We start from the raw sequence: 19,179 nt of genomic DNA on the forward strand, positions 1-19,179 counted from the left end.
GCGCGCAGACCAATCCGGCAGACACGCCACGACACGCCGTAGCGCGGTATGGTCAGCTGCGTCACAGTTCGAATCTTCGGGGGTTTTGCATGTTGATCTGGGGTTGGCGTCGCTACGTCACGCGGCTGGCCGTACTCACCTTGGTGTGCGGGAATTGCGGGAATCCGGCCGCGCACACGCTGCACAAGCTGGTCACCAAGTTCACGCTGTTCTTCATCCCGCTGATTCCGTTGAGCACCAAGCATTCGTTGCAGTGCACCTGGTGCGGGGTCGAGTCGAATCTGGTGCAGCAGCAGGTCACCGAGCTGCTCGGCCAGGCGCAGGCGCAGAACCTGCAGGGAGCGCAGCAGCCCGTGGATCCGTCTTGGCAGGGGCAGCCGCCGCGCAATTTCTGAGTTCGGTCGCGCGGGTAGACCCGTTGGGAATGTCGGGCAGCAGGATTCCGCACGACTGTTGGTCTGATCGACAGAAGCCGCTACGCGACCTCGGCCCGATCAGTTCCGCGCGCTGACCGTCCACGGGTCGGTGCGCTGGGTCGAGACGCGGGTCTCCAGATCGGGCAGGGCGGCTTGGACGACGCCTTCGGCCTGTGCGCACCACGGGAATTCGGTGGCCCAGTGCGCGGCGTCGACAAGGGCTGGGCCGCCCTTGCGGAGGTGCTCGTCGACCGGGTGGTGGCGCAGGTCCGAGGTGACGTAGGCGTCCACGCCGCGGCGGGCCGCGGCGGCCAAGTAGGAATCGCCCGCACCGCCGCAGACCGCGACCGTGTAGACGGAGCGGTCCGGATCGCCTGCGGCGCGGACACCCCACGCGGTCGGCGGCAGGGCGAGGGCAACTCGATCGGTGAAGGCGCGCAACGACTCCGGCTCCGCCAAAATGCCGACCCGGCCGATGCCGACCGACGAGGACAGCAGGGCGCGTTCGGTGATGTGGTAGGCGGGATCCTCATACGGGTGGGCGGCGCGCAGGGCGGAGAGGATGGCGGCGCGGGCGGCGGGCGGGGCGACCAGCTCGAGTCGGTCCTCGTCTACCTGCTGAAGTTCACCGACCACCCCGATCGCCGGCTTCGCCTCCGCCATCGGCCGGAACTGGCTCCGCGCGGGTACCCGCAGCGCGCAATCGCGATAGTCGCCGCTGCCGCCCGCGCCCGCCATGAACAACGCGTTCAAAACCGCTTCGGTATGCGCGGGCGGCACCTGCACCACCCAGTTGTCGACGGCGGCTTCGGGTTTCGCATCCAGCGGGTCGATGACAGTGAGGCCGAGCGCGGCGGCGAGCGCATCGGATACACCGGGGTCGGCGGAATCCGCGTTGGTGTGCGCGGTGAACAACGCACAGCCGGAACGGATAAGCCGATGCAGCAGTGCGCCTTTCGGCGTATCCGCGGCCACGGTGTCGACCCCGCGCAACAGCAGCGGGTGATGCACTACCAAAGCCTGTGCCCGCCAATCGATGGCCTCGGCGACGACGCCGGCCGTCGCGTCGACCGCGAACAGCACACGGGTGATGTCGTCACCCGGATCGCCGGCTACCAGGCCGACCGAGTCCCACGACTCGGCCAGGTTCGGCGGGTAAGCCGCGTCGAGCACCTCGATGAGATCTGCCAGCGTGGTCATCGTCCACCTTTCTCTGCTCCGGTCACACACTGCCGCAATGATTTTCCCGAGTGCAACAAAGCTCGCGCCGCATCCGGTGCCCTGCCCAGCGAGCCGCGTGCAATCGTCACGCCCCGGCGCACCGTGTGCGCGTCGGGGTTACGGGCATCGTCAATTACCGCGGGCGCGCCCGTCGTCCGAATCGTGGCCACAAGGGCACTTATCTTGTCGACGCCGTCTTCGGCTGCGACCGTCACCACAGGTTCGCCGATCGAATCGCGGCTACCAGTTGATCCACTTCGGTCGCACCGCGCACCGCCACGCGCAGGTGGTCGGGCCCGAGGCCGGGAAACGTATCGGCGCGGCGAACAGCGATGCCCTTGTCTGCCAAGTGTTTTCGGAGTAATTCACCGTCGGGGACGTGCAGTAGCAGGAATGGGGCCTCGGCCGGGGTGTGCACGTGCACCCCGACTTCGGTAAGCCGGCCGATCATCGCGTCTCGATCGGCGGCGATGATCTGGGCGCGCTGTTGTTCTTCGACGATGGCGGCCGGTTCGGCGGTGGCGGTGATCGCCTCGAGTTGCAGGGTGCCGAGGGGCCAGTGCGCACGACCGTGATTCAGGCGGGCCAGGAGTTCCGGAGCGCCGAGGAAGTAGCCGCAGCGAAGCCCAGCCAGGGCCCAGGTTTTGGTGAGGCTGCGCAGGACCAAGAGGTCGGGGGCCGTGCGGCCGGCGAGTGATTCCGGTTCGCCGGGGATCGCGTCGGCGAATGCCTCGTCCACGACGATGATCCGGCCCGGTGCGCGCAGCGCGTGGATGGTTTCGGCCGGGTGCAGCACCGAGGTGGGGTTGGTCGGGTTGCCGAGCACGACCAGGTCGGCCTCGGCGGGGATCGCGGCCGGGTCGAGGGTGTACGGCGGTTCGAGCAGCACCCTGGTCACCGCGACGCCGGCCTCGCGCAGCGCGAGTTCCGGTTCGGTGAAGGACGGGTGGAGCACCGCGGCCAGGCGGGGCGCGAGCCGAGGCAGCATGGCGAAGCCCTCGGCGGCGCCGGCCAGCAGCAGGACCTCGTCCGGGTGGCGGCCGTGGCGTGCCGCGACGGCACGTCGGGCGGCGTGATCCTCCTCGACGCTCGGGTAACGACCGAGGGTATCGAGCCGGGCCGCGAGCCGTTGCCGCAACCAGTCCGGCGGGGCGCTGCCCTGCACGTTCACCGCGAAATCGAGCATGCCGGGCCGCGCGTCCACGTCGCCGTGGTGGCGCAGTTTCGCGGGATCGACGCTGTCCTCGGGCACGAGATCACACCCTACGTGGCGGGCCCGCAGGTCGACCGGCCAGAATGGCTGTCGTGGGTGAGCTGCATGTGTCGTTCGTCTGTACCGGCAACATCTGCCGTTCGCCGATGGCGGAGAAGATCTTCGCTACGCATCTCGACCGTGCGGGACTGGCCGATCGGGTGCGGGTGAGCAGCGCGGGTACCGATTCGTGGCACGTCGGCGACGAGGCGGATTCCCGCACGAACGCGACGTTGCGCAAGTACGGCTATCCGACCGGGCATGTCGCGGCCGCCTTCGGCGCCGATCATCGCGACGCGGATCTGCTGGTGGCGCTCGACTCGGGGCACGAGCGTGAACTGGCCCGGCGCGGTGTGCCGTCGGATCAGCGCAGGTTGCTGCGCAGTTTCGACCCCGCCGCCGACGGGCCCGACGTGCCGGATCCCTATTACGGCGACATGGCCGGCTTCGAACTGGTCCGGGAGCAGATCGAGGCGGCGATGCCCGGCCTGCTCGACTGGGTGCGCGAGGCGCTCGGCGAGCCCGTGCCCGACGGGCGCCGCTGATGCGCAAGCTGACCTTCCTGCTGCGGCCGAGCTGGGTGATCCTCGCCGCGGTGGTCGCCGTGTTCGCCTACTTGTGCTTCACGGTGCTGGCGCCGTGGCAGCTCGGCAAGAACACGACCACCTCGCATCGCAATCAGCTGATCGCCGACTCGGTCGGTGCCGCGCCGATCGATATCACCACCGTGCTAGGTGGTTCCGCCGACGACGACTCGCACACCGAATGGCGCAAGGTCACCGCCGCCGGCAGTTACGTTCCCGACTCCACGGTGCTCGTCCGGTTGCGTCACCTCGACGGCGCTCCTGGGTATTCCGTGCTGACCACATTCCGGTTGGACGACGGACGCGTCCTGCTCATCGATCGCGGACTGGTCGCGGCGGTGGACGGCTCCCGCCCGCCGCCGATCCCCGACCCGCCCGCCGGACCGCAGCGCCTCGAAGCCAGGGTCCGGATGTCCGAAGGCATCACCCCCGGTAAAGACCCTTCGGTTCAAGACGGCTACCGGCAGGTCTACTCGATCGACATCACCCAGGAAGCCGCCTTCCTGCAACAACCCCTCACTCCCATCCCCACCGGCGAACGCGGCGGCTACCTCCAACTCGACGAAAACCAGCCCGGCGTCTTCACCCCCACCCCCCTCCCTCAGCTCGACGCGGGCCCTTACCTCTCCTACGGCCTCCAATGGCTCGCCTTCGGCATCATGGCCCCGCTCGGCCTCGGCTACTTCCTGTACGCCGAAGTCCGCGAGCGTCGCCGGGAAAAGGTAAGCCCCACAACGAAACCAGCCGAAACGGTCGCCACCGCACCACCCACTCCCGCGGGCGCCGAATCCCCCACTCCGGCCGCCCCGCCGACAACTGAAGCGCGCCTGGCAGACCGTTACGGGCGCGGACGAGACTGAGTCGACTCCCCTCGCTTTCCAAGCGTCTTCGAACCGGACCACAACCCGATGACCACGCCGTAACCCGCACGCGGCCAATACCAACTGCGGAGGTAGGTCGGGGACCCCACCCGACGGGCTCAGCACTATCGATCCTCTCGTGGAGCAGGCACACCTGACTGCGAGCTACAGCCGAAGACGTCCCAACGCCACCTGCCCTCGAAGGCTGAAGACCTACCCCGGTTTTCACCGAAGTAGTACCGAGCACGTCGTGTGCGGCAGCGTTTGGCCGGGCCGTTATGGCTGTTGGTCAACGCTGTCGGGGATCGCGGTGTGCGGTGATCGTCGCTGCTGCGGAGACCTAGCGGCGGAGTGCTGACCAGAGGGCGGCGACGGCGAGGGCGGCCAGTTGTACGGACTCCGACATGTGTACGGCGCGATGGAGATCCGCGACAGTGGGGGCGGGGCCGTCGCCGAGGGTGGGGCGGAGTTCGGTGCCGTGCCGGTATTGGGTGCGGCCGCCGAGGCGGACGCCGAGGGCGCCGGCCATGGAGGCTTCGACTACTCCGGCGTTGGGGCTGGGATGTTTGGCGGCGTCGCGGCGCCAGGCGTGCAGGGCGGCGGCGCGGCGGCCGCCGACGACCGGGGCGAGGGCGACGGTGAGCAAGCCGGTGAGGCGGGCGGGCAGGAGGTTGGCCAGGTCGTCGGTGCGGGCGGCGGCCCAGCCGAAGTGGTTGTAGCGGTCGTTGCGGTAGCCGATCATGGCGTCGAGGGTGTTGATCGCGCGGTAGCCGAGCAGGCCGGGGACGCCGGCGACGGCGCCCCAGACCAGCGGGGCGACCGTGGCGTCGGAGGTGTTCTCGGCGATGGATTCCAGTGCGGCGCGGGCCAATCCGTCCGCGTCGAGGACTTCGGGATCGCGCCCGCACAGCGAGGGCAGCAGCGCCCGCGCGCCGTCCAGGTCGCCGGCCTCGAGCCGATCGGCCATCGCACTGCCCGCCCGCGCCAAGCTGCGGCCACCGAGCACCGTCCAGGTCGCCAGCGCGGTCGCCGGCAACCCGAGCCCACGAACCCCGACCCCCAACCCGACCACACCGCCCACCAACAGCACCTCGTGCAGCACCCCCGCCCGCCGCCGATCCGCATACGTCACCGATTCGAGCGCACTCGCCGCCGACCCGAATCCCGCCACCGGATGCCACCGCCGCGGATCCCCCCACACCCGGTCCAGCACAAACCCGAGCACCAGCCCCACCGCCGTCGAGGTCCCCTTCTGCACCCGCCGAGCCTATCCCCTCCCCCCACCTCCGACCTCAACCGAGCAAGACCGTCCCTCCCCTCGCACACCGCCTCCACCATGTCCCGCTCGCGGCCACGACACGGCGGCATGCTCGAGCGCCTCTCGGCGTACACCACAACGGGGCACTAGTGACGCGGACCTCGCTGGTGGTGGGCGTGGCGTTTCTTGAGTGGTCGGCGTGTCACACTCTGGTTCTCTGCGTCGTCGACCTGGTGACGCACTTATAGGACTCACGCCCCGCCGGGGCGGAACGATCGAACGGCGAACAGTGACTTCGGAACAGCCTTCCCCTGCGGAACCCCTCGACCAGGCCGAACTGGCTCGGCGGTTCGAGGAGCACCGGTCGTATCTGCGCAGGCTCGCCTACAGCACGCTCGGCAGTCTCGCCGACGCCGACGATGTGGTGCAGGAGGCGTGGCTGCGGTTGCAACGCCAGTACGAGGCGGGCACCGCGGGCCAGATCGAGAACCTGCGCGCCTGGCTCAGCACCGTCACCGGGCGGCTCGCGCTGGATCAGCTCGGGTCCGCCCGCGCGCGCCGCGAGCAGTACGTCGGCGAGTGGCTGCCGGAACCCGAGGTCACCAGCTGGGACGACCCGGCGGATCGGATCACCCAGGACGAGCGGGTGACCACGGCGCTGCTGGTCGTCCTCGAATCGCTGTCGCCCGCCGAGCGCACGGCGTTCGTTCTCCAGGACGTGTTCGGCATGACCGGCCCGGAGGTCGCCGAGGTGGTCGGCCGCACCCCGGCCGCCGTGCGACAGCTCGCCTCGCGCGCCCGCAAGCGGGTCGAGGACGGCACGCCGCGCTTCCCCGCCTCGGCCGCCGAGCAGGAAAAGGTGGTCTCGGCGTTCGCGGTCGCCTGGCGTTCGGGTGATCTCAGCGCGCTGCTCGGCGTGCTCGACACCAACGTCAGCCTGACCGCCGACGGCGGCGGCAAGGTTCCCGCGATCCGGCAGCCGGTGCACGGCGCCGAGCTCATCGCGAAACTGCTGCTCGGTTGGTACCACTCGCCGTCCGCGGCGAACGGCTGGGGACGCGCGGTGCTGGTCAACGGCGCACCCGGCCTGGTCGTCTTCGACGGCAACCACACCGGCGTATTCTCCTTCGTCATCGACAACGGCCGCATCACCGCCATCAACGTCGTCCGCAACCCCGACAAACTGCGCGACCTCCCCACCAGCGGCGAACCCGACTGGTTCCTCGGCGCCGCCACCCCCGAAGACGAATAGCCCACGCCCACAACACCTGTGCGGCCGCACACCCGCAGTACCGGGTGTGCGGCCAACCCAGGAACGACCCACCGCCACCACACACTCACTCCGCACGGTGCATGCCGAGCAAGACGCACGGCTCTTGATTTCCCGCACCCGGAATTGCATGCAATTTCAGGTGCGGGAAATCAGCAGGCGTGCGGCGCGGACCGACAGGACCGTCAGCCTGCCAGACCGACCGGCTGGGCGGTCGGATATCCATGTGCCGCAGCGACTTCCGCTGACAACAACCTTCCGGAGTCCGCGGTCAATCCGTGGGCGAGGTCGGGGTGGGCGGCGCAGGCTTGTTGCCAGCCGAGGTCTGCGATGGCGCGGACGTATGGGAGGGTGGCGTTGGTGAGTGCGAGGGTCGAGGTGTGGGGCACGGCGCCGGGCATGTTCGCGACGCAGTAGAACAGCGAATTGTGTACGCGGAAGGTTGGATTCGCGTGGGTGGTGGGATGGGAGCCGGCGAAGCAGCCGCCTTGATCGATGGCGATGTCGACGAGTACCGAGCCGGGTCGCATCTGGGCGACGAGATCGTCGGAGACGAGTTTCGGTGCGCGTGCGCCGGGCACCAGGACCGAGCCGATGACCAGGTCGGCGGACGACACCGCCCGCTCGATCTCGGCGGTATTCGAGGCGACCGTGGCGATCCGCCCGTCGAACCGCGCATCCAGCTCGCGCAGGCGAGGCAAATTCGTGTCCAGCACCGTGACTCGCGCCCCCATACCGGCGGCGACCGAGGCCGAGTTCGACCCGGCGACACCCCCGCCGAGCACCACCACATCGGCTGCCCGCACACCCGGCACACCGCCGAGCAGCATGCCGCCACCACCCAACGGCGCCATCAGGTGATAGGCGCCGACCTGGCTGCCGAGCTTGCCCGCCACCTCGCTCATCGGCGCGAGCAACGGCAGCGAGCCGTCCGCGGCGCGCACCGTTTCGTAGGCGATAGCGGTGATCCCGGAGCGCAGGATGGCATCAGTGCAGGCACGCGACGCCGCCAGATGCAGATACGTGAACAGCACCTGCCCGCGCCGCAGCCGCGGATACTCCTCGGCGATCGGCTCCTTCACCTTCAACACCAGATCCGCCTCCCACCAGACCTGATCGACCGACACCAGCCGCGCACCCACGGCGGCATAGTCGGCGTCCCCGAACCCCGAACCGGCGCCCGCCCCTGCCTCGACCACCACCTCGTGCCCCAGCGCGGCCAACTCCCCGGCCCCCGCCGGCGTGAGGGCGACCCGGAACTCCTGCTCCTTGACCTCGCGTGGCACTCCGATCTGCATAACGCCATCGTGAACCCCGCACCGAGCGCACGCCACGAACGACGCGCGGGTATCACACGATGATCACGAGACGGCCCGGTCGCCGACCATTTCTGCGCAAGTTGATCAGCACGCAGGCAGCGGCCTGGACAATCGGCGCCGCTGGGGCGGGTCGTGCGGTCGCCGACGAAATTCCCACCCGCTCACCCCGGGAGCGAAGCGCTGCCTCGCCGTCGAAGAGCCGAACAGCGGCCGCGCCCGCCGGCCTCAGCCCAGCGTGACGACCTTGGCCGTACCGGAGATCACGGTGTTGGCGTGGTCGACGAGGGCGGCGCGGACCTGGACCGTCTGGCCTGGACCGAGGGGAGCTCCGTCCAGGGTGACTACGGTGCTTTGCTTTTCGCCGATGCAGTTGACCTCGGTCTGCTCACCGACGGCTGACGGGGCGTCGGCCTGCGGGTCGCCGACCATTACCCTGACGGCAGCCACCGCCGTTGGGTCATCGCAACTGTAGGTGACCTGCACGTTCACCGGACCGAGGTCGCCGACATCGATGGAGTTGCCGGCTAGAGCAGGGGCTGCGGTCGATATGACGGCCAGCGTCATCGCGCCGAAAGCGGCCGCGACGAGCGCTGGACGGCGAGAATTCCGGGTGGTGATCATGGATCTTCATCCTCCTGAGTAGTGGAAGTAGATCGCGGAACACAATCGGCAGGAATCTCGTACCGGATGCCCATGTTGCCTCATAGCTAACCATCAGCAAAGACTTTGCGGTGAATACACCAGACTTCGCAGTCCGGATCCGACCGGCCGCATCCACCGCTCAGTCGGCCGCTCGGCCATCCGGCCCGAGTACGCGGTCGAGCAGGTGCTCCAGGAGGACGAGTGCGGAGTCCGTGGTGCCGTAGCCCTGGAGCATGCCCTGGGCGAGGCCGCCGATGGCCATGGTGATGAGTTCGGCGTCCAGTTCCGGACTGCCGGGGGCCGTGGTCCGGCGGAGCTGGTCGGCCACGATGGTGACCAAAGCCCTTGGGGCGGCGAAGGTTTCCTCGGCGGCGATGCCCTGGCCGGTGATCGCGGCCCACCCGAAGGCGCCGAGAACGATTGTCTCGGCTCGGCGTTGATCGTCGAGGGGTAGGAGTTCGGTCAGCACCGCGCGGATGGCATCGCGGGGCGCGGGGTCGGCGCCGAGGGCGGCCCAGCGGCGGGCGAAACGCGCGCCGGCGTCTTCCATGACCGACCGGTGGGTCGCGAGCAGGAAGTCTTTCTTGGTGCCGAAGTAGTACTGCACGAGGCGGACCGAGATCCCGGCCTCGGCGGCGACGGTTTGAAAGGTCACGGCCTCGAGCCCACCGCCGACGATGACTTGCCTTACGGCGTCGGCGATCTGGCGTCGCCGGACCTCATGGTCGACCAATCGGGGCACGAGACCTGCCGCCTTCCCTTCCTGCCGGAGAACCTTCAGGTCTAGATGGTACGCACGTATCGCTTCCGTGATACGGGCATATCACTTTATGTGATACGGTCATATCGTAAAGACAAAGTAAAGGGGAGGCGCTCCATGCCGAAGATCGGGAAATTCGCCAACGACGAAGCGCGGGCCACGTTCACGCGCGTCTACGACACCGTGGCCACGCAATGGCCGGTGCCTTCGGCCGACATCGATGTCGAAACATCCTTCGGGACAACACGAGTGCGCAAATCCGGAGCCGGCTCGGGCGCACCGATCGTGCTGCTGCCCGGCATCGGGGGCAATGGCATGATCTGGTCTCGGTTCATCCGCGAACTGACCCGCGACCGAGTCGTGTACACACCCGACGTCATGGGCTGGGCGGGGCGCTGCGCGCAGACCGCGCCGCTGCGCGATGCGGAAGACGTCGCGAAATGGCTGGCCGAGACGCTCGACGGCCTCGGCGAGGATCGGGTGCACCTCGCCGGAAACTCTTACGGCGCTTGGCTTGCCGGAACCGTCGGGGTGTTCCACCCCGACCGGCTCGCGAGCCTGACCATGTTCGAACCGAGCGGAGCGACCTTCACCAAACCGAGCTGGGGGCTGCTGTTCACATTTCTCAGCCTGGGCCTGCACCCGACCCCTGAACGAATGCGAAAGCTGAACAAGTGGCTGATGCCCGGTTTCGAGATGACCGCCGACGAATTCGCCATCGCCATGGCAATCGTGAAGTTCCGATCGGGAGTGCCGTGGGATCGCCCGTTCACCGACGAACAACTGGCCGGCATCACCGTGCCGAGCCTGCTGCTCTTCGGCGCCGAGACGGTGGTCAACGATCCCGAACGCTGCGCGGTTCGCGCCCGCACGCACATCCCGTCGGTCGACATCGAGATCTATCCGGGCATCGGACACGATCTACTGTGGGCCAATCCGGACCAGGTGATTCCGCGCTTCCTGGACTTCATCGCCGGCCACGATCAGGTTCGGGCATGAGCCATGATTCGACGACTTGACCCTCCCGCGACGTGAGGCCGCACAGTGACAGACATGGCACCCATCGAGCACACCGTCGGCGTAGTCGCCCAGTTGACCGGGGTATCGGTCCGCACCCTGCACCATTACGACGAGATCGGCCTGCTGCAACCCAACGGCCGCAGCGCGACCGGATACCGCCTCTACAACGCCACCGATCTCGAACGGCTGCAACGCATCCTGTTCTATCGCGAACTCGACTTCGGCCTCGATGACATCGCCGACCTGCTGAACAACGCGAGCCTGTCCGACGAAGACCACCTGCGCCGCCAGCACGATCTGCTGAACGACCGGATCACCCGGTACCGGTCGATGCTCGCGCTGATCGACAAGGAACTGACCGCCCGCAAGGCCGGAATCGCCCTCACTCCCGGCGAACGCCTGGAAGTCTTCGGCGGCGACCGCCTCATCGACGCCACCGATGAGGCCGAACGCCGCTGGGGGCACACCCCGGATTTCACCCAGCGGCGGGAACGCAGCGCGAATTACACCAAGCAGGACTGGCTCGACCTGCGCGCCGAACAGCGCGACATCCACCAGCGCCTCGCCGACGCCATGCACGCGGGCACGCCGGCCGACGACGAGGCGGTCATGGACTTGGCCGAGCAGCAGCGCCGCCATCTCGAAAAGTGGTTCCACGACTGCGATTACGCCACGCACCTGCGCCTGGCCGAGGACTACCGTGCCAATCGCCGGCTCGGCCGCAACTACGACGACATGGCGCCGGGTCTGTCCCAGTACATCCACGACGCGATCCTGGCCAACTGCCGTCGTCACCAGTCCGATTCGTGAGGACGGCTGCCGACCGCACGCGCGGGACCGGTCCGGCCGCACCGACCGGACCGGTCCTGGCGGACAATCTTCACGCCATCACGCACTTTCGACACCGAATCCGGGTGAGAATGTCCGCCCAGACCGTGCCCCTCAGACAGTGATCTCCTCGCCCAGCGGCGGAATCCGCAACTGCTTCTCCCGCCCGGCGTACGCGAACAGCAGACTCAGCCGGTCGAGCGTCTCGCTGAAATGTACCCACCCTTCGCCGTGCACCGGCACGATCACCGCGTCGCCGAGCAGCTCCGCCGCCTGCACCGCGGTCCGCGCGTTCAGCGTGAGGTCGATGTCGCCGAAGTGCCCGACGTTCGCCGCGCCGACGAACAGCACCGCGGCGTCGATCTGCCCGATCCGCTCCACGATCTGCGCGACCCGGTCGACCGAGGCGTTGTCGCCCGAGACGTACACGGTCGGCTGACCGTCGGCCTGCAACACGAACCCGGTGACGATCCCGGTCAGCGATTCGCATCCCTCCGGACCGTGCAGCGCGGGCACCCCGGTGATCCGGACGTCGCCGATCGTCACCGACTCCCAATTCTCCAGTCCGCGAACGCCATTGATCCGCTCCGCGGCACCGGGCGTGGACAGCACGGTCCCGGCCGTCTGCAGGAACTCGCGCCCGGCGTTGTCCAGGTTGTCCGCGTGCTCGTCATGCGAGAGCAGCACCACGTCCACCGCGCCGACCTGATCCGCGGACACCGCCGGACCGACGAGCTTGTGCAGGGTGACCGGTCCCGGGTAGTCGCCGGGCTCGTCGAAGGTGGGGTCGGTGAGGAAGGTGAGGCCGGCGTACCGGAGGCGGACGGTGGGTCCGCCGATGTGCAGAACGTCGAGCTGGTTGGTGGTTTCGATCGTGTCGGTCATGGCATCGAGCTTGTCAATCGATGGACGCCCCCGACAGTGGCCCGAGAGCCGCCTATCGCTAAAATCGGGCCATGCATACCGTGGCAGTTCTCGCCTATGACGGCATGAGCCCGTTCCACCTCTCCGTGCCGAGCCTGGTCTTCGGCCGGGTCGGCATCGGCGGGAAGGCGCCGTATCACGTCGATGTGTGTGCCGAGAGACCCGGAACTCTGCGCACCCCAGCGGGTTTCGACATCGAGGTGCGACACGGGCTGGACCGGCTGGTGCGCGCGGACACGGTGATCATCCCCAGCTGGGAGCGCGACATGCCGCTGTCCGCGGAGCTGCGCGCGGCCCTGCACCACGCGCACACGGCCGGTGCGCGGATCGTCGGCCTGTGCCTCGGCTCGTGGGCGATCGCGGTCAGCGGACTGGCCGACGGCCGCGAGGTGACCACCCACTGGGCCGGCGCCGCCGCGCTGGCCCGCGCCTGCCCCGCGGTCCGGGTGCGGGCCGACACGCTCTGGTCCGACCTGGGCGACGTGATCACCTCGGCGGGCGTCGCCGCGGCGCTCGACTGCTGCCTGCACCTGGTCCGCAACGACCTCGGCAGCCGCGCGGCCACCGAACTGGCCCGCGAACTGGTCACCGCGCCTCACCGCAGCGGCTCGCAGGCCCAGTACATCCCGATCGCGGTCCCCGACGCCACCGACGACGACCCGATCGAACGCGCGATGGTCTGGGCCAGAACACATCTCGGCGAACCGATCGATCTCGACGGCTGGGCCAGAGTCGCGCTCATGTCGCGGCGCACCTTCACCCGCCGGTTCCGCGACCGCACCGGCAACAGCCCGCAGCAGTGGTTGCTGCACCAGCGCGCCGACCGGGCCAGGCTGCTGCTGGAAACCACCGACGACACCATGGAACGCATCGCCACCGACACCGGCTTCGGCACCGCGGTCAGCCTGCGGCACCACTTCCACCGCATCCTCGGCACCAGCCCGGCCGCCCACCGCGCGTTGTTCCAGGACGCACGGCTAGGTTCGTCGGCATGAGGATTCAGATCGGCGAGTTCGCCCCGGAGATCGATGACGCGGCGTGGGTCGCGCCCAACGCCACGGTGATCGGCCGGGTGCGGCTCGCGGCCGAGGTGAGTGTTTGGTACAACGCCGTGCTGCGCGGCGACCTCGAGCAGATCAGCGTCGGCGAGCGGACCAATATCCAGGACGGCTGCGTGCTGCACGCCGATCCGGGCTTCCCGCTCACCGTGGGCAGCGGGGTGTCGGTGGGCCACAACGCGATCCTGCACGGCTGCACGGTGGGCGACGACGTGCTGGTCGGCATGGGCGCCACCGTGCTCAACGGCGCGGTGATCGGCGCGGGCAGCCTGATCGCGGCCAACGCGCTGATTCCGGAGGGCGCGCAGATTCCGCCCGGGTCGCTGGTCGCCGGAGTGCCCGGTAAGGTGCGGCGCGAGCTCAGCGAGGCCGAACAGGACGGCATTCGACTGAATGGGGCTGTGTACCTACACAACACGGCGAATCACCGTGCCGCAAAAGAGGTGTGAGACAGCGCACACTGATCAAGCGACCAGTAGGAATCGCTGATAACATTTTGCCAGCGTGCCCGGTGACTCGGGGTCTCCTGCCGATGCGGTAGTCGTGGCGGCTTGTAGCGCAGTGGATAACCCACGCGGGTCGGTGGGTCCGGAAGCGTGCAAGGCAGGAGGTATCGGTGATGGTCTACGTGCAGTCGAGTATGCACCGGTCCACGGGGCGGATCAGCCTGGCCGACATCGCGGCCCAGCCGGGCGGTGTCGAGGCATTACAGCGTCGAGTCCATGAATTACGTTCCAGCGGCGTGGATTTCGCCGCGAACGCGATCGAGCAGGAAATGGCGGCGCTGGACTTACCGCGTCAGTGACCACCATCCCACGGTCATCGCCGGCTATTCGGCGGCGGTGACCGTGGCCAGCCCGGCCGTGGTGTGCTGATCCAGCACCATCAGCGCGGCCCGCACGCGCACCCGCTGCCAGCCACCGTCGATCCGGCGCAGCCGCAGCGTGCCCTCGGCGCGATGCCGGGCCAACTCGCGCGACATCTCCAGCGCGGCCGCCAGATCGTCAGGATGGATCTGCGGCGGCGGCTGGCCGGGCAGGTCCGCCCAGGCGATGCCGGGCATCGGCGCGCCGATCCAGCGAATCAGTTGCAGCGAGCGCAGATTCACGATCGCGCGATACTCCCCCGGCGCGGTGGACGCCTCCAGCAGTTGATATTCCAGAATCATCGGCGGCGGCGCGGCAGGCACCGCGATCGCCTCCCCGATGTCCTGGGTCACCCCGCGGAACAGCACCTCCCGGCGGCCGTCGGCATCGACCTCGATGATGATCCGGCAGGCGAAATGCCCTGCGCGCAAGGCATTGTCGTCGCGGCGGATGGTCCACACCGCCTGATGCTCGGTGCCCGGCGCGGAGTTCACGATCTTCGCCAGCGCCTCGCTCTCGTCCCGATTGGTGACCAACCGGGTGAACGCGCCCGCGATGGCCAGTTCGGCCTCCCGGTTCTCCGGCGCGACGCCGTACAGGTCGAGCAGATCCACGCTGCGCACCGACCGGTTGGTGGTGAGGTTGAAGTACCAGGCCCCCACCGGTTCTCGCGCAGGCAGCGACTCCTTGACCGGGCCGACCCATAGTCGGACCGCGTGCGCCCGCTCCGGCGCGATCAGCAGCGGCTCGGCGCGCACGGTGCGGCGTCCGTCGTCCGAGACCCGGTTCACCAGGGTCCGCGTCAGACACGCTTGCGCGAGAGCGGCTTGCGCGTCCGCGAGCGAGAGCGGGTTGCGCAGGATATTGCTCAGCGGCACGAACGATTTGGGCGCGGCGCCGAATGCGATCACCTTGCCCGGTATGCCCGAAAAGCATTCGACCAGGATCCATTTCGCCATCAGTCGCGCCCGATCGATCGCGCAAGATCGGTAACCGTCGCGAGAAGCGTTCGACCAGTTGACATTTCAACAACACCCGTTCCTGATCGCGCACGGTTACGCGGTCAGGAACGGAATACCATGTCCAGCACTCGTTCGTGGTACGAGCCAGCGAACCTTGTGATCAGGTCCACAAGAAGGGCGTCCAGTCCGACCAGCACCTTGGCCTCGCCGCGCGCGGCTCCGCGCAGGATCGTCCTGGCCGCCGCCGCGGGACTGGTGCGCGCGACATGCCCCTCGAATCGCCGCGCCACCGCCTCGGCGTCGATGCCGGGTGCCACCAGTGCCGACCGCGCGATGGAGGTGAGCACCCCGCCGGGATACACCGCGGTCACCCGAACCCGGCCGCCCGCGGCGCGCATGTCCTGGCGCAGCGAGTCGGTGAACCCGCGCACCGCGAACTTGGCCGCGTTGTACGGCGCGTGCTGCGCCATCCCGACCAGCCCGAACGCCGAGGAGGTGTTCACCACGTGCGCCTGCTCGGCGGCCAGCAGATACGGCAGGAACGCCTTGGTGCCGTTGACCACTCCCCAGAAGTCCACGTCCATCACCTGCTCGAAGTCGCTGAACGGCGACTCCGCCACGCCGCCGACGTGCAGGATTCCGGCATTGTTGAACAGCGCCTCGACCCGGCCGAAGTGCGCGACGGTCGCCGCCGCGTGGGCGAGCACCGCGGACCGGTCGGTGACGTCGAGCGTGGTCACCGCCGGCTTCTCCCCCACCTCGGCGCACAGCCGCCCGGTTTCGGCGACCGCGTCGGCCGATTTGTCCGACAGCGCCAGCAGTGCGCCGTTTCCGGCCAGCGCCAGCGCCAGTTCGCGGCCGATGCCGGACCCGGCTCCGGTGATCGCCACCACTCGGTCCGCGAAATATGCCACCGCTCAACCCTTTCCAGCGTGCAACATCCAAATCGGATATCCATGAAGGCTAACCAGACAATGCTGGACGCGCGACCTATGCCGCATTCCGGCGATCCGCGACCGGCCCGCCGCACGCCGGTGAAATAATGAAGGTCCATTACCCGCACCGTCGCGACGCCTATCCGCATGCCCGGCACTCGCACGAATCGACTGGAGACCAGATGCCAACTGTCCCGCCCATGCTGCAGCGCATCCTGGACAAGCCCGTCGCCGACGGCGAGAAGCTCCTGGAAAGCGCGCTCTCGGCCTTCCTGGACTTCGGCATCAAGCGGACCAGCATGGGTGAGATCGCCCGGCGGGCGGGCATCAGCCCGGCCACCCTCTACCGCCGCTTCGAATCGAAGAACGAGCTGGTCGAGGCGGTGAGCGTGCGCGAGGCGCAGCGGTTCGTGGCGATGATCGACAAGCAGGTGCGGGCCGTCAGCGGCTCCGAGGACCAGCTGGTCGAGATCTTCGTCGCGTTCATCACCGCCATCGCGAACAACGAGCTGCTGCGCCGCCTGCTGCGCACCGAACCGGACCTGATCCTGCCCCGGCTCACCACCGATGCGGGCCCGATCCTCACCGTCGGCCGCAGCTACCTGGCGGAGAAGCTGCGCGAACTGCGGGACACCGAGAACACGTACGATTTCGACGCCGATCTGGTCGCCGAGATCATGGCCCGGCTCGCGCTGTCGCTGGCGCTCACCCCGGACGGGCTCATCCCGGTCGCCGACCGGGACGCCGCTCGCGAATTCGCCCGGCGGACGTTGCTGCCCATGGTGGGCGTGCACGTCACCGCGTAGTCAGCGGACGGGCAGCGACACCTCGAACGCCGCCGCCACCCGCTCGTCCAGCTCCGACCGCGCCGCCGGGTCCGGCAGCCGGCCGTCGACGAACTCACCGGCCAGCTCGACGATGGCCGCCGAGCCCGCGGAGCGGGGATCTGGCAGGGGTAGCCGCGAGACGTACTGGGTGATCCATCGCCGCCGGCCCGAGTACAGGCGGTTGCCGCAGACCGCGTCGTAGAACCGCAGTCCGAGCGCCGAATTCGCCACGCCCATCAGCAGATACGCGAGCCGGTCGGCGTCGGCCGGCTTCGTGGCCAGGTCGGGTAGCGAGATCCAATAGCAGTCGCCGTTCACCACCGCGCCCGATCGATCGAGGGCGAATCTGGGGCGGTCGCTGATGTCCGGGAAGACGAGCTTCGGTTCGCGCCACAGGTGCGGGCGCTGGGGCACCCAGATCTCGAACCATTCGCGGCCGCTCGGAGCCAGATAGTGGCGGGCGGCGAGCGTGTCCTTGTGGGTGCGCAAATACTCGGCGGCGCAGGGGAATTCGTTGAGATCGATCGGTGTTCGGCTCGGGCGGGTCAGATCGTAGGGGTAGAGGACGCGAGTGTCGTGGGCCCTGGCGATTCGCCACGGTTGCAGATCGTGGTGGGTGATCAACTCGCGCAACAGTTCCGGTTCCGGGGGTGGCTCGACCTCGGACCAGCGGTCGGAGATGAACACCTTGTCGGCAGTTGTCTTGATGCCCACCCGGATTCGGGCGACCTCGCCGAAGCTCCGCCAGGTGGTCGCGGCGATGCCGGATAGCCAGGAATCGACCTCGGCGTTCGACATGCGCCACGCGGTCTCGGTTTCCGCGTTGGGCCGCAAAGTTTTTCGGCGTCTGCGACCGTTGGATAGATGTTCGGACGGCTCTGGCCGCGCCAGATACGACCCGGATTGCCAAGCCCCCACGCCCCCCGAACCCGGCCCCGACAAACCAGCGGCCGCCATCCCCGCGCCCGTCTCCCCAAGTCCCGAGAAACCGGCGCCCCCCTGGCCTGCCCTCGACCCACCAGGATCCGAGAAACCAGCGGCCCTCAGGCTCGCCCTCAACCCGCCAGGATCAAACGAATCATCTGCCCCCACACCCGGCCCGCCGGCTTCCGACAAGCCGTCGGGCTCCACGTCCACGTCCGACCCGGCAGGTCGGTTGGGATCCGGGGGCCGGGGATCGACACTCAGCTCGGCGGGCTCGTCCGCGCGGTCCCCCGCAGAGACCTGCCGCACTCCTGCCGACCGCGTCGACTCTCCGGTTACCAAACTGCCGACTTCTACCGCGAACGTTCGTCCGCGGTGTGTGACCCGGCAGCCGCCGGTACCGATCAGTGCGCGGAAAAGATCTGTCGCGGAGGTGGTTTCGTTCCCATCGACCTCGTACGCGGAGACGTACCGGCATTCGCCGGCACGCCTCGCCCTGGTCGCGATGGTGATCGCCGGCAGCACGGCCGCCTCGAACAACTTGGTGTCGCCCAGGTCGTACAGCTCCACCGGCGTCAGCTCGGCCAGCAACAACCGTCGGATGTTCGCGCCGGCCTTGGTGGTCAGGAATCGGTTGGCGCACAACAATCCGAGCACCCCACCGGCACAGAGCAATCGGGGCAACGTGGCGACGAACGGATGCGTCAGGTCGATCCGTCCGCGCAATCCGTACTGCTTACTCAGCAATTGCGCGGTGGCCCCGCCCAGCTGCTGGGTCCGCACGTACGGCGGATTGGTGATCACGACGTCGAACGAACCCGCGGTGAGCTCCTCGGACGCGGTCAGGAAGTCGCCGACCTGCCAATCGACACCGCCACCCGCGGTGCGCGCCCGCGCTACCGCGAGCGCCGCGGCGTCCAGGTCATATCCGGTCAACTCGATCCGGACGCCGGGCAACCGGATCGCGGCCTCGTCCCGCAACGCGAACAGCAGCTCGCCGTCGCCGCAGGCCGGATCGAGCACGCGCAGCACCCCGGTGTCCGGCCGCGGCACGTGCGTGAGCAGCCGTCCGGCCAGGAACCGCGCGAGCTCGGGCGGCGTGTAGTGCCTGCCGTGCCGCTTACGATCCCGTGCGGCGGGGGCTCCGGACGCCATGCGCTGGATTCTGCCCTGTCGGCGCCCGGCATTCAGGGCAATGCGCGCACTGGTCCGCCGCGCACGCGACAGCGACCGGCCTCCGCTGCTAACGTTCG

At 68.7% G+C, this 19,179-nt stretch carries 20 protein-coding genes; 10 read left to right on the top strand and 10 right to left on the bottom strand.

Going from position 1 to position 19,179, the window contains the following annotated elements; genetic code table 11:
• Nucleotides 1-89 precede the first annotated feature (89 nt).
• Nucleotides 90-395: a hypothetical protein gene (locus tag ACFQ9K_RS35555; RefSeq protein WP_378722499.1), complete on the top strand. Its 306-nt coding sequence runs from the start codon at nucleotides 90-92 to the stop codon at nucleotides 393-395.
• Nucleotides 396-494: 99 nt separating this feature from the next.
• Here ACFQ9K_RS35555 and ACFQ9K_RS35560 read toward each other — a convergent pair whose 3' ends face one another.
• Together ACFQ9K_RS35560 and cobC are read right to left on the bottom strand one after the other, a co-directional pair.
• Nucleotides 495-1,616, bottom strand: coding sequence for a Nif3-like dinuclear metal center hexameric protein (locus tag ACFQ9K_RS35560; RefSeq protein WP_378722497.1), 1,122 nt, complete (start codon nucleotides 1,614-1,616; stop codon nucleotides 495-497).
• A 232-nt stretch (nucleotides 1,617-1,848) separates the two neighbouring features.
• Nucleotides 1,849-2,889: an Rv2231c family pyridoxal phosphate-dependent protein CobC gene (cobC, locus tag ACFQ9K_RS35565; RefSeq protein WP_378722496.1), complete on the bottom strand. Its 1,041-nt coding sequence runs from the start codon at nucleotides 2,887-2,889 to the stop codon at nucleotides 1,849-1,851.
• 44 nt (nucleotides 2,890-2,933) lie between these two features.
• Between cobC and ACFQ9K_RS35570 the strand changes: the two genes are divergently transcribed.
• The gene (locus ACFQ9K_RS35570) at nucleotides 2,934-3,434 is read left to right on the top strand and encodes a low molecular weight protein-tyrosine-phosphatase (RefSeq protein WP_378722495.1); all 501 of its coding nucleotides are present in this window, start codon (nucleotides 2,934-2,936) and stop codon (nucleotides 3,432-3,434) included.
• Entirely contained in the window at nucleotides 3,434-4,333 is a 900-nt protein-coding gene (locus ACFQ9K_RS35575; RefSeq protein WP_378722494.1) for an SURF1 family protein, read from the top strand. Before ACFQ9K_RS35570 ends, ACFQ9K_RS35575 begins: the two co-directional genes overlap by 1 nt.
• Nucleotides 4,334-4,673: 340 nt before the next feature.
• On the opposite strand, the gene ACFQ9K_RS35580 is transcribed toward ACFQ9K_RS35575, so the two are convergent.
• Entirely contained in the window at nucleotides 4,674-5,591 is a 918-nt protein-coding gene (locus ACFQ9K_RS35580) for a cobalamin biosynthesis protein (RefSeq protein WP_378722493.1), read from the bottom strand.
• Nucleotides 5,592-5,880: 289 nt separating this feature from the next.
• Here ACFQ9K_RS35580 and sigJ point away from each other — a divergent pair, with 289 nt between their 5' ends.
• Nucleotides 5,881-6,843 (top strand): RNA polymerase sigma factor SigJ, encoded by a 963-nt coding sequence (gene sigJ, locus ACFQ9K_RS35585; RefSeq protein ID WP_378722491.1) that lies wholly within the window; start codon nucleotides 5,881-5,883, stop codon nucleotides 6,841-6,843.
• A gap of 203 nt (nucleotides 6,844-7,046) precedes the next feature.
• Here the strand turns inward: sigJ and ald are convergent, their stop codons facing one another.
• The 3 genes from ald to ACFQ9K_RS35600 form a co-directional block, all read right to left on the bottom strand.
• Nucleotides 7,047-8,159, bottom strand: coding sequence for an alanine dehydrogenase (gene ald, locus ACFQ9K_RS35590; RefSeq protein WP_378723829.1), 1,113 nt, complete (start codon nucleotides 8,157-8,159; stop codon nucleotides 7,047-7,049).
• Between the two features lie 246 nt (nucleotides 8,160-8,405).
• Nucleotides 8,406-8,801 carry a hypothetical protein gene (locus ACFQ9K_RS35595; protein WP_378723827.1) on the bottom strand — a complete coding sequence of 132 codons (396 nt, stop codon included), beginning with the start codon at nucleotides 8,799-8,801 and terminating at the stop codon, nucleotides 8,406-8,408.
• Nucleotides 8,802-8,961: 160 nt separating this feature from the next.
• Nucleotides 8,962-9,564: a TetR/AcrR family transcriptional regulator gene (locus ACFQ9K_RS35600; protein WP_378723824.1), complete on the bottom strand. Its 603-nt coding sequence runs from the start codon at nucleotides 9,562-9,564 to the stop codon at nucleotides 8,962-8,964.
• Between the two features lie 135 nt (nucleotides 9,565-9,699).
• Here ACFQ9K_RS35600 and ACFQ9K_RS35605 point away from each other — a divergent pair, with 135 nt between their 5' ends.
• Both ACFQ9K_RS35605 and ACFQ9K_RS35610 read left to right on the top strand, forming a co-directional pair.
• Nucleotides 9,700-10,581, top strand: coding sequence for an alpha/beta fold hydrolase (locus ACFQ9K_RS35605; RefSeq protein WP_378723822.1), 882 nt, complete (start codon nucleotides 9,700-9,702; stop codon nucleotides 10,579-10,581).
• Nucleotides 10,582-10,635: 54 nt separating this feature from the next.
• The gene (locus ACFQ9K_RS35610) at nucleotides 10,636-11,412 is read left to right on the top strand and encodes a MerR family transcriptional regulator (RefSeq protein WP_378723819.1); all 777 of its coding nucleotides are present in this window, start codon (nucleotides 10,636-10,638) and stop codon (nucleotides 11,410-11,412) included.
• 132 nt (nucleotides 11,413-11,544) lie between these two features.
• Here ACFQ9K_RS35610 and ACFQ9K_RS35615 read toward each other — a convergent pair whose 3' ends face one another.
• A complete protein-coding gene (locus tag ACFQ9K_RS35615) occupies nucleotides 11,545-12,315 on the bottom strand; it encodes an MBL fold metallo-hydrolase (RefSeq protein WP_378723817.1) in 771 nt (256 codons plus the stop codon).
• 71 nt (nucleotides 12,316-12,386) lie between these two features.
• On the opposite strand from ACFQ9K_RS35615, the gene ACFQ9K_RS35620 reads away from it, so the two are divergent.
• The 3 genes from ACFQ9K_RS35620 (at nucleotide 12,387) to ACFQ9K_RS35630 (ending at nucleotide 14,217) form a co-directional block, all read left to right on the top strand.
• Entirely contained in the window at nucleotides 12,387-13,349 is a 963-nt protein-coding gene (locus ACFQ9K_RS35620; protein WP_378723814.1) for a GlxA family transcriptional regulator, read from the top strand.
• Complete coding sequence (locus ACFQ9K_RS35625) at nucleotides 13,346-13,861, top strand: gamma carbonic anhydrase family protein (protein WP_375909697.1); 516 nt, start codon at nucleotides 13,346-13,348, stop codon at nucleotides 13,859-13,861. The genes ACFQ9K_RS35620 and ACFQ9K_RS35625 overlap by 4 nt, the downstream gene beginning before the upstream one ends.
• A gap of 170 nt (nucleotides 13,862-14,031) precedes the next feature.
• Nucleotides 14,032-14,217 carry a hypothetical protein gene (locus ACFQ9K_RS35630; protein ID WP_150408197.1) on the top strand — a complete coding sequence of 62 codons (186 nt, stop codon included), beginning with the start codon at nucleotides 14,032-14,034 and terminating at the stop codon, nucleotides 14,215-14,217.
• 24 nt (nucleotides 14,218-14,241) lie between these two features.
• On the opposite strand, the gene ACFQ9K_RS35635 is transcribed toward ACFQ9K_RS35630, so the two are convergent.
• Nucleotides 14,242-15,237, bottom strand: a complete 996-nt coding sequence (locus tag ACFQ9K_RS35635; protein WP_378723810.1) for a GAF domain-containing protein — start codon at nucleotides 15,235-15,237, stop codon at nucleotides 14,242-14,244.
• Nucleotides 15,238-15,341: 104 nt separating this feature from the next.
• Nucleotides 15,342-16,154, bottom strand: coding sequence for an SDR family NAD(P)-dependent oxidoreductase (locus ACFQ9K_RS35640; RefSeq protein WP_378723807.1), 813 nt, complete (start codon nucleotides 16,152-16,154; stop codon nucleotides 15,342-15,344).
• A 203-nt stretch (nucleotides 16,155-16,357) separates the two neighbouring features.
• Between ACFQ9K_RS35640 and ACFQ9K_RS35645 the strand changes: the two genes are divergently transcribed.
• Entirely contained in the window at nucleotides 16,358-16,981 is a 624-nt protein-coding gene (locus ACFQ9K_RS35645) for a TetR/AcrR family transcriptional regulator (protein WP_378723805.1), read from the top strand.
• Here the strand turns inward: ACFQ9K_RS35645 and ACFQ9K_RS35650 are convergent, their stop codons facing one another.
• Nucleotides 16,982-19,081 (bottom strand): Eco57I restriction-modification methylase domain-containing protein, encoded by a 2,100-nt coding sequence (locus ACFQ9K_RS35650; RefSeq protein WP_378723801.1) that lies wholly within the window; start codon nucleotides 19,079-19,081, stop codon nucleotides 16,982-16,984. It abuts the gene before it with no gap.
• Between the last annotated feature and the right edge of the window lie 98 nt (nucleotides 19,082-19,179).

Source organism: Nocardia sp. NPDC056564 (genome assembly GCF_042793755.1).
Classification (GTDB): Bacteria; Actinomycetota; Actinomycetes; order Mycobacteriales; family Mycobacteriaceae; genus Nocardia.